Origin of the sequence: Enterobacter cloacae complex sp. P27C (genome assembly GCF_014895705.1) — a bacterium.
Classification (GTDB): Bacteria; Pseudomonadota; Gammaproteobacteria; order Enterobacterales; family Enterobacteriaceae; genus Enterobacter; species Enterobacter bugandensis.
Genome location: NZ_JADBQB010000004.1, coordinates 44,494 through 60,088 on the forward strand (window position 1 = coordinate 44,494; position 15,595 = coordinate 60,088).

A 15,595-nucleotide genomic window follows, 5' to 3' on the forward strand; every position below is an offset into this window, starting at 1 on the left:
GGATGCGTAAGTCAGTTATTGCGATCATCGTCATCGTACTGGTCGTGCTGTATACCTCGATCTTTGTGGTGAAAGAGGGCGAGCGTGGGATCAAGTTCCAGTTCAGCAGCGTCGTGCGTGATGGCGACAAACGTCCGGTGATTTACGAGCCGGGCCTGCACTTCAAGGTGCCGTTCATTCAGTCTGTGAAAACGCTCGATGCGCGTATCCAGACCATGGATAACCAGGCCGACCGTTTCGTGACCAAAGAGAAGAAAGACCTGATCGTTGATTCTTACATCAAATGGCGCATCAGCGATTTTAGCCGCTACTTCCTGGCAACGGGCGGCGGTGACGTTTCTCAGGCAGAAGTGCTGCTGAAACGTAAGTTCTCTGACCGTCTGCGCTCCGAGATTGGTCGTCTTGATGTGAAAGACATCGTGACCGACTCCCGCGGTCGTCTGACCCTGGAAGTGCGCGATGCGCTGAACTCCGGTACAGCGGGCACCGAAGACGAAGTGGCAACGCCAGCAGCGGATGACGCGATTGCTAAAGCGGCCGAACGCGTTCAGGCTGAAACCAACGGTAAAGTGCCGGTGATCAACCCGAACAGTATGGCGGCGCTGGGTATCGAAGTGGTTGACGTGCGTATCAAGCAGATCAACCTGCCAGCGGAAGTGTCCGAGGCGATCTACAACCGTATGCGCGCCGAGCGTGAAGCGGTTGCCCGTCGTCATCGTTCACAGGGTCAGGAAGAGGCTGAAAAACTGCGTGCGGCAGCGGACTATGAAGTGACCAAGACGCTGGCGGAATCTGAACGTCAGGGCCGTATCCTGCGCGGTGAAGGCGATGCGGAAGCGGCGAAGCTGTTTGCCGATGCATTCAGCCAGGATCCAGACTTCTACGCCTTTATCCGTAGCCTGCGCGCTTACGAGAATAGCTTTAAGAGCAACCAGGATGTGATGGTGCTCAGCCCGGACAGCGATTTCTTCCGTTATATGAAGACGCCGACCAACGCAACGCGATAAACTCAGGCTCGTTTGAGTATTCAAACCACCGCTCCCAACGGAGCGGTGGTTTTCTTTTATAAGGATGAAAAATGAATTCAACGATCTGGCTCGCGCTGGCCCTGGTTCTGGTGCTGGAAGGTCTCGGCCCGATGCTCTATCCGCGCGCGTGGCGTCGTATGATCGCGACCATGAGCCAGCTGCCGGATAATATTTTGCGTCGTTTCGGCGGTGGTCTTGTGGTTGCCGGTATCGTTATCTACTACATGTTGAGGAAAACGATTGGCTGATCAAAAACTAGCCGCAATTGGCGTATTTTAAGGTCAAAAAGTGCTGTATATCTGAAAAAGCGATGGTAGAATCCATTTTTAAGCAAACGGTGATTTTGAAAAAAATGGGTAACAACGTCGTCGTACTGGGCACCCAATGGGGTGACGAAGGTAAAGGGAAGATTGTCGATCTTCTGACTGAACGGGCTAAATATGTTGTACGCTACCAGGGCGGTCACAACGCAGGCCATACTCTCGTAATCAACGGTGAAAAAACCGTCCTCCATCTTATTCCATCAGGCATTCTTCGCGAAAACGTCACCAGCATCATCGGTAACGGCGTTGTGCTGTCTCCTGCTGCGCTGATGAAAGAGATGAAAGGTCTGGAAGACCGTGGTATCCCTGTTCGTGAGCGTCTGCTGCTCTCCGAAGCCTGCCCGCTAATCCTGGACTATCACGTGGCGCTGGACGTGGCGCGTGAAAAAGCGCGTGGCGCGAAAGCGATCGGCACCACCGGTCGTGGTATCGGCCCGGCTTACGAAGATAAAGTTGCACGTCGCGGTCTGCGCGTCGGTGACCTCTTCGACAAAGCGACCTTCGCTGAAAAACTGAAAGAAGTGATGGAATATCACAACTTCCAGCTGGTGAACTTCTACAAAGCTGACGCTGTTGACTACCAGAAAGTGCTGGATGACGTCATGGCGATTGCAGACATTCTGACCGGTATGGTTGTTGATGTGTCCGATCTGCTGGACCAGGCGCGCAAGCGTGGCGATTTCGTCATGTTCGAAGGTGCGCAGGGTACGCTGCTGGACATCGACCACGGTACCTATCCGTACGTCACCTCCTCGAACACCACTGCGGGTGGCGTAGCGACCGGCTCTGGCCTGGGTCCACGTTATGTGGATTACGTTCTGGGCATCATCAAAGCGTACTCCACTCGCGTAGGTGCGGGTCCATTCCCGACCGAACTGTTTGATGAAACCGGCGAGTTCCTGTGCAAGCAGGGTAACGAGTTTGGCGCGACCACCGGTCGTCGTCGTCGTACCGGCTGGCTGGATGCGGTTGCCGTGCGTCGCGCAGTGCAGATCAACTCCCTGTCTGGCTTCTGCCTGACCAAGCTGGACGTGCTGGACGGCCTGAAAGAAGTGAAAATCTGCGTAGGTTACCGTATGCCAGATGGCCGCGAAGTGACCACCACTCCGCTGGCTGCTGACGACTGGGAAGGCATTGAGCCAATCTACGAAACTATGCCGGGCTGGTCTGAGACCACCTTCGGTGTGAAAGAGCGTAGCGGCCTGCCGCAGGCGGCGCTGGATTACATCAAGCGCATTGAAGAACTGACCGAAGTGCCGATCGATATTATTTCTACCGGCCCGGATCGTACTGAAACGATGATCCTGCGCGACCCGTTCGACGCATAATCTTCGTGACTGCTGGCCTGCGGGGAGACCCGTAGGCCGGATAAGCGTAGCGCCAACCGGCGACCGCTCCTGGATCTCCGCTTTTTCGCCCCGTCTGTCAAATAAATTAGCCGCTAACTATCTGGCTGGTTTATCATCATTAATGAATATCTCTGCGGTTTAACCGCGTTTTCCCTTTTTCCTGAGGTTGATGTGCAGTTAACAAGTTTCACCGATTACGGCTTACGCGCGCTGATTTACATGGCGTCGTTACCCGAAGGGAAGATGACCAGTATCTCTGAAGTCACAGAGGTATACGGTGTGTCCCGTAATCATATGGTCAAAATAATCAATCAACTTAGCCGTGCCGGATACGTTGCTGCCGTCCGCGGGAAGAATGGAGGGATCCGTCTTGGTAAACCGGCACAGAGTATTCGTATCGGGGATGTGGTACGCGAGCTGGAGCCCTTGTCTCTGGTGAACTGCAGCAGCGCGTTCTGCCACATTACGCCCGCTTGCCGCCTGAAACAGGCGCTTTCTAAGGCCGTGCAAAGTTTTCTCAAGGAACTGGATAACTACACGCTGGCCGATTTGGTTGAAGAGAATCAACCACTTTATAAATTATTGCTGGTGGAATGAAGAAAATTTCCACCGGAGCTGACAACGGAGGAACCGACATGTCACAAGATCCTTTCCAGGAACGCGAAGCCGAAAAATACGCGAATCCTATCCCCAGCCGCGAGTTCATCATTGAACACTTAACAAAACGCGAAAAACCCGCCAATCGTGAAGAACTTGCCGTTGAATTAAACATTGAAGGTGAAGAGCAAATTGAAGCCCTTCGCCGCCGCCTGCGCGCGATGGAGCGCGACGGCCAGCTGGTTTTTACCCGCCGCCAGTGCTACGCGCTGCCGGAACGCCTCGACCTGCTGAAAGGGACCGTCATTGGTCACCGCGACGGCTTTGGCTTCCTGCGCGTGGAAGGCCGTAAGGACGACCTTTACCTCTCATCCGAACAGATGAAAATGTGCATCCACGGCGACCAGATCCTGGCGCAGCCGCTGGGTGCAGACCGTAAAGGCCGTCGCGAAGCACGCGTGGTTCGCGTGCTGGTGCCAAAAACCAGCCAGATTGTGGGCCGCTACTTTACCGATGCGGGCGTAGGCTTCGTGGTGCCGGACGACAGCCGTCTGAGCTTCGATATTCTGATCCCACCTGAAGAGGTGATGGGCGCGCGTATGGGCTTTGTGGTGGTGGTTGAACTCACCCAGCGTCCGACCCGTCGCACCAAAGCGGTCGGTAAAATCGTCGAAGTGCTGGGCGATAACATGGGCACTGGCATGGCCGTCGATATGGCGCTGCGTACCCATGAAATTCCGTACGTCTGGCCGAAAGCGGTCGAAGAGCAGATCGAAAACCTGCGCGAAGAAGTACCGGAAGAGTCTAAAGCGGGCCGTGTGGATCTCCGCAGTCTGCCGCTGGTCACCATTGACGGTGAAGACGCTCGCGACTTCGATGACGCGGTCTACTGCGAGAAAAAACGCGGCGGCGGCTGGCGTCTGTGGGTGGCCATTGCTGACGTAAGCTACTACGTTCGTCCGCACACGCCGCTGGATAACGAAGCGCGCAGCCGTGGTACCTCGGTCTACTTCCCGTCGCAGGTGGTACCGATGCTGCCGGAAGTGCTCTCCAACGGCCTGTGCTCCCTGAACCCGCAGGTTGACCGTCTCTGTATGGTATGTGAGATGACCATCTCCACCAAAGGGCGCTTAACGGGCTACAAATTCTACGAAGCGGTAATGAGCTCGCACGCGCGTCTGACCTATACCAAGGTCTGGCATATGCTGCAGGGCGACCAGGACCTTCGCGAGCAGTACGCGCCGCTGGTTAAACACATTGAAGAGCTGCATAACCTCTACAAAACGCTGGAGCAGGCGCGCGAAGAGCGCGGTGGGATCTCCTTTGAGAGCGAAGAAGCGAAGTTTATCTTCAACGCTGAGCGCCGCATTGAGCGTATCGAACAGACCCAGCGTAACGATGCGCACAAGCTGATCGAAGAGTGTATGATTCTGGCGAATATCTCGGCGGCACGCTTCGTTGAGAAAGCCAAAGAGCCTGCGCTGTTCCGTATTCACGATAAGCCGACCACGGAAGCCATTACGTCGTTCCGCTCCGTGCTGGCTGAGCTCGGCCTGGAGCTGCCTGGCGGTAATAAGCCTGAGCCGCGCGATTACGCCGAACTGCTGGAATCCATCAGCGATCGTCCTGACGCGGAAATGCTGCAGACGATGCTGCTGCGCTCCATGAAGCAGGCGATTTACGATCCGGAAAACCGGGGGCACTTCGGCCTGGCGCTGCAGTCTTACGCGCACTTTACCTCGCCGATCCGTCGCTATCCGGATCTGTCACTGCACCGCGCGATCAAGTATCTGCTGGCGCAGGAGCAGGGTCATAAAGGGAACACCACCGAAACCGGCGGCTATCACTACTCGATGGAAGAGATGCTGCAACTGGGTCAGCACTGTTCCATGACCGAGCGCCGTGCGGATGAAGCGACGCGCGACGTGGCGGACTGGCTGAAGTGTGACTTTATGCTGGATCAGGTGGGCAACGTCTTTAAGGGCGTGATTGCCAGCGTGACCGGCTTTGGGTTCTTCGTTCGTCTGGATGAGCTGTTTATCGACGGTCTGGTGCACGTCTCCAGCCTGGATAACGACTACTACCGCTTCGACCAGGTCGGCCAGCGTCTGATTGGCGAATCAGGCGGCCAGACCTACCGTCTGGGCGATCGCGTGGAAGTGAAGGTCGAAGCCGTGAATATGGACGACCGTAAAATCGACTTCAGCCTGATCTCCAGCGAGCGCGCGCCGCGTAACGTCGGTAAAACCGAGCGTGAAAGGGCGAAAAAAGGCGGAAACGGCAAAGCGAGCGGTAAACGTCGCCAGGCGGGCAAAAAGGTTAACTTCGAGCCGGACAGCGCGTTCCGCGGCGAGAAGAAACAGAAGCCAAAGGCGGCGAAGAAAGAGGCTCGCTCAGCGAAAAAGCCTTCCGCGAAGACGCAGAAAATCGCTGCCGCGACAAAAGCGAAGCGCGCAGCCAAGAAAAAGCAGGCGGAATAATTCTCCCCTCACCCTGACCCTCTCCCCAACCGGGAGAGGGGAAATATTTATTACGAGAACCATCAATGAGTGAAATGATTTACGGCATCCACGCGGTGCAGGCCCTTCTCGAGCGCGCACCGGAGCGTTTTCAGGAAGTGTTTATTCTGAAAGGTCGTGAAGACAAACGTCTGATGCCGCTGATCCACGCGCTGGAAGCGCAGGGCGTGGTGATCCAGCTGGCGAACCGCCAGTTCCTGGATGAGAAAAGCGAAGGCGCGGTGCACCAGGGGATCATTGCCCGCGTGAAGCCGGGCCGTCAGTATCAGGAAAACGATCTGCCGGATCTGATTGCCGCGCTGGAAAACCCGTTTTTCCTGATTCTGGATGGCGTCACCGACCCACATAACCTCGGCGCGTGCTTGCGCAGCGCGGATGCGGCGGGCGTGCACGCGGTTATCGTACCGAAAGATCGCTCTGCCCAACTTAACGCGACGGCGAAGAAAGTGGCCTGCGGCGCGGCGGAAAACGTTCCGCTGATCCGCGTGACCAACCTGGCGCGCACCATGCGTCTGCTGCAGGAAGAGAATATCTGGATCGTCGGTACCGCGGGCGAAGCGGATCATACTCTGTATCAGAGCAAAATGACCGGCCGTCTGGCGCTGGTGATGGGGGCGGAAGGTGAAGGCATGCGTCGTCTGACGCGCGAGCACTGCGACGAGCTGATCAGCATCCCGATGGCGGGCAGCGTGTCGTCTCTGAACGTTTCCGTTGCAACGGGTATCTGCCTGTTTGAAGCGGTGCGCCAGCGCGGAGAATAAACAGCAAGGCCGTCCAAAGGACGGCCTTTAGTGTTTTCTCCCTCTCCCCGTGGGAGAGGGCCGGGGTGAGGGCGCCAGACGGTGACAACCTCACTCCTCTAACGACCGTAAATGGTCATCCTTCCTGAGCGTCATCAGCGCAAAAATACTCACCACCGCCGTTGCCATCACATAATAGGCCGGAATGTCCAGGTTGCCCGTCTGCTTAATCAGCCCGGTAATAATTAACCCCGCACAGCCCGAAAAAATCGCGTTCGATAACGAATAGGCCAGCCCCAGTCCCGTATAGCGCACGCGCGTCGGGAACATCTCAGACAGCATCGCCGGGCCCGGCCCCGCCAGCATGCCCACCAGACCGCCCGCAATCAGCACCACAATCGCTTTGACCGCCATCGTACTGGACTCTGCCTGCAAAATTTTCAGCAGCGGCAGGGCGAGGATCAGCAGGAGCACGGTGGCGATAATCATCACCGTTCGCCGCCCGATCCTGTCGCTCAGCATTCCCGACGGAATGATGGTGAGCGCAAACCCAATGTTAGAAATCACCGCTATCAGCAGCGCCTGATTAAACCCGGTGTGCAGCGCAGACTGCAGATAGGTCGGCATGATCACGAGGTAGGTATACCCCGCCGCGGACCAGACCATCACGCGGCCAATGCCCATCAGGATGGTTTTGAGCGTGGCGGAAGTACTGGCCTGAGCAATGACCGCTTTTTCCTTCTGCTGCACAAAGCTCGGCGTCTCTTCCATGCTCACCCGCAGCCATAGCGCGACCGCGCCCATCGGCAGGGCAAGGAAGAAAGGAATGCGCCAACCCCAGTCGTGCAGGGCTTCAGGCGTGAGGAGGGCAGAGAGCAGCGCGACAATACCTGCGCCTGCTAGCAGCCCGAGCGCCACGGTAAAGGACTGCCACGCGCCGTACAGACCGCGCTTGCCGCGCGGTGCGAACTCCGTCATCAGTGAGACCGCACCGCCGTATTCGCCGCCCGCGAACAGGCCCTGCAGGATGCGCAGCAGCGTAACGATCAGCGGCGCAGCAATGCCGATGCTGGCGTAGACGGGCACGATGCCGATGGCCGTGGTGGCGAGCGTCATTAGCACCAGCACAATAATCAGCGTCGGTTTTCGGCCTATCCTGTCACCAATGCGGCCAAATACCACCGCACCCAGCGGACGGAAGAAGAAGGCAATGGCAAACGAGGCCCAGGTGAGGATCAGACTGGTCAGTCCCGCCTCTCCCTCAAGCTGGAAGAAGTTCTTCGCAATCACGGTCGCCAGAAAACCGTAGACCGCAAACTCATACCACTCGATAAAGTTACCAATGGAGCCTGCAATTAATGCTCGCTTGTGCGCATCCTGTTGCATAACGATCCTCACAAAGACGGGTTAAGAATAAATTATTCAACATAAGCGGAGTAATGAAATAGTTTATTCTTATGTTCTGTGAGCTATTTCACGAATGATATCAGCGGGATCGCCATCGTGTGACCTCACTCCCATGCAGCGTTCATACGGTCTGTCCATACTTACCTTCATTGCCACTGAAGGAGGGAGACAGCATGCACTGGCAGACCCATACCGTTTTTAATCAACCAGCCCCACTCTCTAACAGCAACCTTTTCCTCTCTGACTGCGCCCTGCGCGACGCGGTTGCGCGCGAGGGTGCCGAGTGGGATATGGATCTTCTTGCCAGCATTGGACAACAGTTAGGCACGGCGGAGTCGCTGGAGCTGGGCAGGCTGGCGAACGTGAATCCGCCGGAGCTATTACGCTACGACCCCACGGGAGAGCGGCTGGATGACGTCCGCTTTCATCCGGCATGGCACCTGCTGATGCAGGGGCTCTGCGCTAACCGGGTACATAATCTGGCATGGGAGGAAGAGGCACGAAAAGGTTCTTTCGTCGCCAGGGCCGCGCGCTTCGTGCTCCATGCTCAGGTAGAAGCGGGGACGTTATGCCCGGTGACCATGACCTTCGCCGCCACGCCGCTGTTGCAGCAGTCGCTGCCCAAACCGTTTCATGAATGGTTAACGCCGCTGATGAGCGACCGTTACGATCCCCATCTCGCGCCGGGTGGGCAAAAGCGCGGCCTGCTGATCGGCATGGGAATGACGGAAAAGCAGGGCGGCTCGGACGTGCTCAGCAACACCACCAGAGCGGAAAAATGCAGCGACGGCAGCTACCGTCTGGTGGGCCACAAGTGGTTTTTCTCCGTGCCGCAGAGCGATGCGCATCTGGTGCTGGCGCAGGCGAAAGGCGGTTTGTCATGCTTCTTTGTCCCGCGTTTCTTACCCGACGGACAGCGCAACGCCGTACGGCTGGAACGTCTGAAAGACAAGCTCGGCAACCGCTCGAACGCTAGCAGCGAGGCGGAGTTCCTCGATGCCTCCGGCTGGCTGCTGGGTGAAGAGGGAGAAGGCGTGCGGCAAATCCTGAAGATGGGCGGGCTGACGCGCTTCGACTGTGCGCTGGGCAGCCACGGGCTAATGCGCCGGGCGCTTTCCGTGGCGCTGTACCACGCCCATCAGCGTCAGACCTTCGGCAAAAATCTTATCGATCAGCCGCTAATGCGTGAAGTGCTAAGCCGTATGGCGCTGGTGCTGGAGGGGCACACGGCGCTGCTGTTCCGTCTGGCCCGGGCGTGGGATAACCGCACCGACCCGCAGGAGGCCGCCTGGGCGCGGCTTTTTACCCCGGCCGCAAAATTCAGCGTGTGCAAAGCGGGCATTCCGTTCGTGGCGGAGGCGATGGAGGCACTCGGCGGCGTCGGGTACTGCGAGGAGAATGAACTTCCACGCCTGTATCGCGAGATGCCGGTGAATAGCATCTGGGAAGGATCGGGCAATATCATGTGCCTGGACGTGCTGCGCGTGCTGGCGAAGCAGCCAGGTATCCACGACCTGCTTGCCGACGAGTTTGCCCAGGTCAAAGGGCAGGACAGACACTTTGACCGCAGCTGGCGGCAGCTTCAGCAAAAGCTGCGTAAACCGCAGGAGGCGCAGGGGAGGGAGATCGCTCAGCAGCTCTTTTTGCTGGGGGCCGGCAGCCAGATGCTGCGGCACGCATCGCCGCCCGTGGCGCAGGCGTGGTGCCGCATGATGCTGGATACCCGTGGCGGTACGCTCATGAATGAGCAGGTGCAAAGCGATCTGCTGCTGCGCGCCACGGGCAGGGTTGGCTAGCGTTTAAGCTGGAACAGGCTGACCAGTTGGGTAAGGTGTGACCCTTTCTCGCGCAGCGTGCGTGCGGTTTGCTCGCTGCGTGAGATGCGATCGGCATTGATATGCGACGCTTCGCCAATGTGGGTCATGGCAAGATTGACCTGGCCGATCCCCGCGGACTGCTCGCGTGACGCGTGGTTAATCTCCGTGACCAGTTGGCTTATGTTGTCGATATGAACGATGATGGAATCCATCGCCAGACGCGTCTGTTCAGACAGCGCGTGGCCTTCGCCCACTTTTCGCAGGGTATCGCCAATCAGATGTTCAATCTCCTTCACCGCGTTGGCGCTTCGACCTGCCAGGGCGCGAACTTCCTGCGCGACCACGGCAAAACCTTTTCCGTGCTCGCCTGCGCGTGCCGCTTCTACCGCCGCATTCAGCGCCAGAATATTAGTCTGGAACGCGATGGACTCGATCACGCGGGTGATGTCTTCGATACGTTTTGACGCTTCGCGAATGTCGTCCATGGTGGCAACCGCATGGGTCACCGTTTCTCCACCCTGATGAACCGCGCGCGAGGTCTCAACTACCAACTGCTGCGTTTGCTCCATGTTGGCGGCATTTTGCTGCACGGTCGCGGCCAGTTGCTCCATGCTGGCGGAGGTCTCTTCAACGCTGCTGGCCTGCTTGTTGATCTGCTCGGAGATGTCTCCTGTATCGGAGGCCAGCGCATTGGTGCCCAGATGGATCTCGCCCGCGGCCTCGCGGACCTGCAGGACAATTTTTTGTAGCCCACCACCGATACCGTTAATGGCTTCAACCAGCTGGCCAACCTCATCCTGTCGGGTCACGGGCAGGCTGGAGCGTAGATCGCCCGCGGCATACTGGCGGGCAAGGTCAATCACGTTACGCAGCGGACGGGTCAGCATCCGGCGAATAAGCACCACAAACAGGCCCGCGAAGAGGACAGACAACGCTACGCCGGCCAGCAGGAAACGATCGCGCATAGCGTTAACGCTTGAGAGCAGGACTGATTTATCCACTTCACCGACGATGGTCCAGTTCCAGCCGGGCAGCGGCGTATAGGCCATTTTCAGCGTGCGACCGTCGTCGCTTACGCGTTCCAGCGAGCCTGAGGAATCGCTCAACAGCTGCTGTTGGGTGGTGCTATCCCACTTCGGCTGTTTTCCCTCTTCGCTGGCGTGGAACAGATACTGACCGCGCGTTTTGCCGTTGCTGCGGTCCAGCACGAAAAAGTGCCCGCTCTCGCCCAGGCGGCGGTTGAGGATTTTCTCGCGCATGACATTCCAGGAGTGAGTGATATCCACCCCAACGAAGATGATCCCGATAACCTGACCGTCACTGTTCTTCACGGGCTGGTACTGGGTTATGTAGCGCTTGCCAAACAGGAGCGCCAGGCCGCGGTACACTTCGCCTTTCGTGACGGAGGCAAACGCCGGGCTGCTCGTGTCCAAAACCGTCCCGATAGCGCGTTCGCCATTCTCTTTGCGCAGGGAGGTGGCAACGCGAATGAAGTCGTTACCGCTGCGAACAAACAGCGTTGAGATCGCTCCCGTACGGCTCAGAAAATCATCAGAAAACGTTGTATTTTCATGGAGTTCAGCGTCGCCCCCTTTCAGCAGGGGAACGGCGAGCCCGTTTATGGTCCGGATCTGTTGAGTATCGACGCTAAACGGCTGAGGCAGAAATGTCGTAAACAGTCTGGTGTAGCTTTCGACTTCTTCGCTCAGGCTGGTATTAAACATCTGCACCATGTCGACCATACCGGTGGACTGATTATGCAGATCTTCGACCGCGAGGGCTTCAAGCTGCTGGCTGGCTTTTTGGCTGAGCAGGAAAGTGAAAAGCAGAAACAGCGTGGCGACACTGACGCCCGTCAGCAGCGACAGCTTTGTTCCTAGGCCCGCACGGCGGAAAACATTGATCATAAATTGCTCATCATTGAAAAGGTATGGTTCTTCAACGGCAGAGCGGAGATTACGTTTACTGAATTAATGTAACAAAATGTTATTTTATTGTTTTAGAGTGGTTTTAAATTAGATAAAAAATTTGCAAAAACGAAAAGCCACTAAAAATAAGTGGCTTTTATCAGGAAGGATTTATACGTAGAGAATGGCCTGTACCCGCCACTGGTCGATATGGTTATCTTCCTGCATCTGGATGATGCGATACCATGACGCGCCCTGTTCATCGGCCTTTAATGCCACGATACGTTCAACGTCTTGCGGGCTCCCCGGAATGTTATTGACGGAGATCTGGCCTATTTCATTCAGACCTGTTACGCAATCCGCACTGGCGAATTCTGCTGACTGCGCGGTGGTGCTCACCAGGCCTGCAGAGAGCAACAGAGAGGTCAAAGCAAGAGTTCGTTTCATCGTCAGCTCCATTTCACATATTTCCGGTATCCGCCGGGCAATCCTTCGCGAATAAACTCCCATTCCTTGTCGCTGGCATGGAGTTTATTGTGGACAGGAAAATGTCTATGGACGCAAAGCAGTGTAAATGTCGTTCAAAGGTAAACCATTATTTCCGGTACAAAATGGCTTGTGAATACCACTGTCCCGTTATGATGGTTTCGTCGATCATAATAATGACGTAATAATCTGCTTTGGCAGCGACGGCTTGTGCCTTTATTGCGTCTTCTGCATCATCCGGCGAACCGCGAACGAGCGCGGAGACGGTGCCCATTCGCTGTAATCCTTCCGTCTGATTACGACGAATCTCCTGCGGATGATCGGCAACCGGGGGAGCGGGTTGCGGTGTACCCTGCAGTGCGCTACAGCCGCTGAGCAGAAACACCAGCAATAAAGCAGCAAACCTGTGCATAACCATATCTCGTTTCCTGTTAGCCATAGTGTAGTTGTCTGCGAATTTAGTTTTGGGGGAATGTTCCCGAAGTGTTATCTGGGGCGTAATTTTCGAATGAAAATAGCGTCAAACCGTAATCCAGTTCTCAACATTATGAATCATTCATTCGTACAGGGTCGACAATGATTGAAATTGAAATACGCCATCTCGGCGACCATGAAATTTTACACGCTGTGCCGGCAGGGAAACGTGATAAATCGCTGCCTGTTGTGGTTTTTTATCATGGGTTTACCTCATCGAAACTGGTTTACAGTTATTTTGCAGTGGCGCTGGCTCAGGCGGGTTTTCGCGTGGTAATGCCGGATGCGCCTGACCACGGCGCGCGCTTTACGGGCAATGAGCGGGCGCGACTGGGGCAGTTCTGGCACATTCTGCACGGCAGCCTGACCGAGTTTGCCGGGCTGCGCGATGCGCTTTATGAGGCTGGGCTGGTGGCCGATAATCGGCTGGCGGTGGCCGGGGCGTCCATGGGTGGCATGACGGCACTGGGGATTATGACGCATCATCCTGACGTGCGGTCTGTTGCCTGTCTGATGGGCTCGGGATATTTTACCTCGCTGGCGAAGACGCTTTTCCCCCCTCAGGATTTAACGGAAATTACGCCGATGCTGGCAGAGTGGGAAGTGACCCGGGCATTGCCGCGTCTGGCCGATCGCCCGCTGCTGCTATGGCATGGTGATGCGGACGATGTTGTCCCGCCCGATGGAACCTTCCGCCTGCAGCAGGCGTTAAAGAATGAAGGACTGGACGCTAATCTGACCTGTTTGTGGGAAACAGGCGTCCGCCACCGCATCACGCCAGCGGCGCTGGACGCCACGGTGGCGTTTTTCCGCAAGCATCTTTAAACGCGCAGGACTTTCACCCCTTGATCTTCCAGCTTCTGGAGGATCTCGGGGTTCGCCCCTTTGCCGGTGATCACCATGTCGATCTGTTCTGCGCGGCTGAACAGCATGCCTGCGCGTTCACCGACTTTGCTGCTGTCGACCAGCACAACGAGCTTGCCCACCACGTTGAGCATGTTTTGTTCCGCCATCGCGGTCAGCATATCGGTTTTATACAGGCCGTCAGCGGTCAGGCCTTTGCCGCTGGTAAACATCCAGTGCCCGGCGTAGAGACTGTTTTCGCTGTCTTGCGGGCTGAGCGTGATGGACTGGCTTTTGTTGTACTGGCCGCCCATGATCACCACGCTTTCATGTTCCTGATCGATCAGGTAGTTAGCCAGCGGTAAATAGTTGGTAATGATTTGCACCGGCTTGCCGCACATTTCACGGCCCAGCAAAAACGCCGTGGAGCCGCAGTTGATGACGACGCTCTCACCGGGGTTCACCAGCTGCGACGCCGCTCTGGCAATCCGTACTTTTTCATCGTGATTCTGCGCCTGATGAATATTCATCGGCGACCAGCGTGGACGCTGCTGGCTGATGGCTTCTGCGCCGTTGCGGACTTTTTTCAGCTTGCCGCTCTCATCCAGCTTGTTGATGTCTCGCCGCGCGGTGGCGGGGGAGATCCCTAAACGTTCGATCACTTTCTCGACGGTGATAAACCCTGTTTGCGCCAGGAGTTCCAGTAAAATTTGATGCCGTTGCGCTTCCGTCATGAGCTATTCCGATAAGAATTGATTTGAAAAGATGATATTTGAAATAGCGTGAAATTACTAAAATAAATATGAAATCGCCAGACACAGGGTCTGGCGATGTGGCCTCACAATCAGAGGAAGGATTTGAACGGGAGATCTGGCTCAATGGTGAAGCAATCATCGAAGCCGCGCGGGTAGTGATACTCAAGATTGTCTTTGTCCAGCGGCCAGGTGAACTTGCCGCCTACCTGCCAGATAAAGGGCTTAAAGCCGTACTTCAGGCGGTCTTTTTTCATCTCCCACAGCACGCGGATCTCTTGCGGATCGGCCTGGAAGTTTGACCAGATATCGTGGTGGAACGGGATCACAACTTTGGTGTTGAGCGCTTCCGCCATGCGCAGCATATCGGCGCTGGTCATTTTATCCGTAATACCGCGCGGGTTTTCCCCGTACGAGCCCAGCGCCACGTCAATCTGATGTTCGTTGCCGTGCTTCGCGTAATAGTTAGAGTAGTGGGAATCACCGCTGTGATACAGGGAGCCGCCCGGCGTCTTGAACAGGTAATTCACCGCACGCTCGTCCATGCCGTCTGGCAGTACCCCAGCAGCCTTCTGGTCGGCCGGCAGGGTAATCAGCGCGGTACGGTCAAAGGCATCCAGCGCGTGGATTTCAATGTCTTTAATTTTCACCACGTCGCCAGGCTTCATCACGATGCAGCGCTCTTTCGGCACGCCCCAGCCAATCCAGAGATCTACGCAGGTTTGCGGCCCGATAAACGGTACGTCGTCCGCGCAGTTTTGCATCACCGCTGCCGCCACGTTCACGTCGATATGGTCGTTATGATCGTGAGTAGAAAGCACGGCATCGATCTGGCGAATGGCAAAAGGATCAAGCACAAACGGCGTGGTGCGCAGGTTCGGCTGGAGCTTTTCCACGCCGGCCATACGCTGCATCTGGTGGCCTTTTTTCATCAGCGGGTTACCGTGGCTCTGTTTGCCGGTGCCGCACCAGAAATCGACGCAGATATTGGCGCCGCCTTCAGATTTCAGCCAGATACCGGTGCAGCCCAGCCACCACATTGCAAACGTGCCAGGAGCAACCTGTTCCTGCTCGATCTCTTCGTTCAGCCAGCTACCCCACTCCGGAAAGGTGCTCAGAATCCATGATTCACGGGTAATGGTTTTCACTTTACTCATCGTTTTGACTCCTGGTTTAATCAAAAGTAATCACATGGTGATTCGTTATGATTAATGCTGGCACTATTTAACGTGCTTTGCAATGGTCAAAATGCGGAATTTTATCTGCGCGACTTCACGGACTCTCCACTCTTTACTTGTTAGATTATCCTGCATTAAACATTAATTTTATGAATTATAAGGATTAATTTATTTT

14 protein-coding genes are annotated in these 15,595 nt (G+C 56.1%); 8 read left to right on the forward strand and 6 right to left on the reverse strand.

Annotation, left to right across the window (positions count from 1 at the left end; translation table 11 throughout):
• Positions 1-2: 2 nt before the first annotated feature.
• The 6 genes from hflC to rlmB all read left to right on the forward strand — a co-directional run bounded on the left by hflC (position 3) and on the right by rlmB (position 6,577).
• A complete protein-coding gene (hflC, locus tag IM291_RS08960; RefSeq protein WP_028015255.1) occupies positions 3-1,007 on the forward strand; it encodes a protease modulator HflC in 1,005 nt (334 codons plus the stop codon).
• Between the two features lie 71 nt (positions 1,008-1,078).
• On the forward strand, positions 1,079-1,276 hold the full coding sequence (locus IM291_RS08965) for a DUF2065 domain-containing protein (RefSeq protein WP_003855996.1): 198 nt from the start codon (positions 1,079-1,081) through the stop codon (positions 1,274-1,276).
• 104 nt (positions 1,277-1,380) lie between these two features.
• Positions 1,381-2,679 carry an adenylosuccinate synthase gene (locus tag IM291_RS08970; protein WP_006178975.1) on the forward strand — a complete coding sequence of 433 codons (1,299 nt, stop codon included), beginning with the start codon at positions 1,381-1,383 and terminating at the stop codon, positions 2,677-2,679.
• Positions 2,680-2,871: 192 nt separating this feature from the next.
• Positions 2,872-3,297 (forward strand): nitric oxide-sensing transcriptional repressor NsrR, encoded by a 426-nt coding sequence (gene nsrR / locus IM291_RS08975; RefSeq protein ID WP_028015256.1) that lies wholly within the window; start codon positions 2,872-2,874, stop codon positions 3,295-3,297.
• Between the two features lie 38 nt (positions 3,298-3,335).
• Positions 3,336-5,777: a ribonuclease R gene (gene rnr / locus IM291_RS08980; RefSeq protein WP_192986669.1), complete on the forward strand. Its 2,442-nt coding sequence runs from the start codon at positions 3,336-3,338 to the stop codon at positions 5,775-5,777.
• A gap of 65 nt (positions 5,778-5,842) precedes the next feature.
• Positions 5,843-6,577, forward strand: a complete 735-nt coding sequence (gene rlmB / locus IM291_RS08985) for a 23S rRNA (guanosine(2251)-2'-O)-methyltransferase RlmB (RefSeq protein ID WP_041911487.1) — start codon at positions 5,843-5,845, stop codon at positions 6,575-6,577.
• A gap of 90 nt (positions 6,578-6,667) precedes the next feature.
• Here rlmB and IM291_RS08990 read toward each other — a convergent pair whose 3' ends face one another.
• Positions 6,668-7,942, reverse strand: coding sequence for an MFS transporter (locus IM291_RS08990; RefSeq protein WP_028015259.1), 1,275 nt, complete (start codon positions 7,940-7,942; stop codon positions 6,668-6,670).
• A gap of 194 nt (positions 7,943-8,136) precedes the next feature.
• Between IM291_RS08990 and IM291_RS08995 the strand changes: the two genes are divergently transcribed.
• On the forward strand, positions 8,137-9,759 hold the full coding sequence (locus IM291_RS08995) for an isovaleryl-CoA dehydrogenase (RefSeq protein ID WP_048998725.1): 1,623 nt from the start codon (positions 8,137-8,139) through the stop codon (positions 9,757-9,759).
• Here IM291_RS08995 and IM291_RS09000 read toward each other — a convergent pair.
• From IM291_RS09000 to bsmA, 3 genes are all read right to left on the reverse strand, one after another.
• Positions 9,756-11,687 (reverse strand): methyl-accepting chemotaxis protein, encoded by a 1,932-nt coding sequence (locus tag IM291_RS09000; RefSeq protein ID WP_192986670.1) that lies wholly within the window; start codon positions 11,685-11,687, stop codon positions 9,756-9,758. The two genes, IM291_RS08995 and IM291_RS09000, sit on opposite strands and share 4 nt — an antisense overlap.
• Before the next feature lie 171 nt (positions 11,688-11,858).
• Positions 11,859-12,146, reverse strand: coding sequence for a DUF1471 family protease activator YjfN (yjfN, locus tag IM291_RS09005; protein ID WP_032644956.1), 288 nt, complete (start codon positions 12,144-12,146; stop codon positions 11,859-11,861).
• Between the two features lie 136 nt (positions 12,147-12,282).
• Positions 12,283-12,612, reverse strand: coding sequence for a biofilm peroxide resistance protein BsmA (gene bsmA / locus IM291_RS09010; protein WP_028015263.1), 330 nt, complete (start codon positions 12,610-12,612; stop codon positions 12,283-12,285).
• A gap of 137 nt (positions 12,613-12,749) precedes the next feature.
• On the opposite strand from bsmA, the gene yjfP reads away from it, so the two are divergent.
• A complete protein-coding gene (gene yjfP, locus IM291_RS09015; protein WP_048957686.1) occupies positions 12,750-13,472 on the forward strand; it encodes an esterase in 723 nt (240 codons plus the stop codon).
• On the opposite strand, the gene ulaR is transcribed toward yjfP, so the two are convergent.
• Both ulaR and ulaG read right to left on the reverse strand, forming a co-directional pair.
• Positions 13,469-14,224 carry an HTH-type transcriptional regulator UlaR gene (ulaR, locus tag IM291_RS09020; RefSeq protein WP_024907324.1) on the reverse strand — a complete coding sequence of 252 codons (756 nt, stop codon included), beginning with the start codon at positions 14,222-14,224 and terminating at the stop codon, positions 13,469-13,471. The genes yjfP and ulaR overlap by 4 nt on opposite strands.
• A gap of 110 nt (positions 14,225-14,334) precedes the next feature.
• The gene (gene ulaG / locus IM291_RS09025) at positions 14,335-15,399 is read right to left on the reverse strand and encodes an L-ascorbate 6-phosphate lactonase (protein WP_006810379.1); all 1,065 of its coding nucleotides are present in this window, start codon (positions 15,397-15,399) and stop codon (positions 14,335-14,337) included.
• Positions 15,400-15,595: the final 196 nt, after the last annotated feature.

Bases quoted from the DNA above. Each gene is read 5' to 3' on its own strand.
- IM291_RS08995 (WP_048998725.1), top strand. From the start codon at position 8,137: ATGCACTGGCAGACCCATACCGTTTTTAATCAACCAGCCCCACTCTCT.
- bsmA (WP_028015263.1), bottom strand. From the start codon at position 12,612: ATGGCTAACAGGAAACGAGATATGGTTATGCACAGGTTTGCTGCTTTA.
- ulaG (WP_006810379.1), bottom strand. From the start codon at position 15,399: ATGAGTAAAGTGAAAACCATTACCCGTGAATCATGGATTCTGAGCACC.
- IM291_RS09000 (WP_192986670.1), bottom strand. From the start codon at position 11,687: ATGATCAATGTTTTCCGCCGTGCGGGCCTAGGAACAAAGCTGTCGCTG.
- IM291_RS08965 (WP_003855996.1), top strand. From the start codon at position 1,079: ATGAATTCAACGATCTGGCTCGCGCTGGCCCTGGTTCTGGTGCTGGAA.
- rlmB (WP_041911487.1), top strand. From the start codon at position 5,843: ATGAGTGAAATGATTTACGGCATCCACGCGGTGCAGGCCCTTCTCGAG.
- hflC (WP_028015255.1), top strand. From the start codon at position 3: ATGCGTAAGTCAGTTATTGCGATCATCGTCATCGTACTGGTCGTGCTG.
- IM291_RS08970 (WP_006178975.1), top strand. From the start codon at position 1,381: ATGGGTAACAACGTCGTCGTACTGGGCACCCAATGGGGTGACGAAGGT.
- ulaR (WP_024907324.1), bottom strand. From the start codon at position 14,224: ATGACGGAAGCGCAACGGCATCAAATTTTACTGGAACTCCTGGCGCAA.
- yjfN (WP_032644956.1), bottom strand. From the start codon at position 12,146: ATGGAGCTGACGATGAAACGAACTCTTGCTTTGACCTCTCTGTTGCTC.
- rnr (WP_192986669.1), top strand. From the start codon at position 3,336: ATGTCACAAGATCCTTTCCAGGAACGCGAAGCCGAAAAATACGCGAAT.
- yjfP (WP_048957686.1), top strand. From the start codon at position 12,750: ATGATTGAAATTGAAATACGCCATCTCGGCGACCATGAAATTTTACAC.
- IM291_RS08990 (WP_028015259.1), bottom strand. From the start codon at position 7,942: ATGCAACAGGATGCGCACAAGCGAGCATTAATTGCAGGCTCCATTGGT.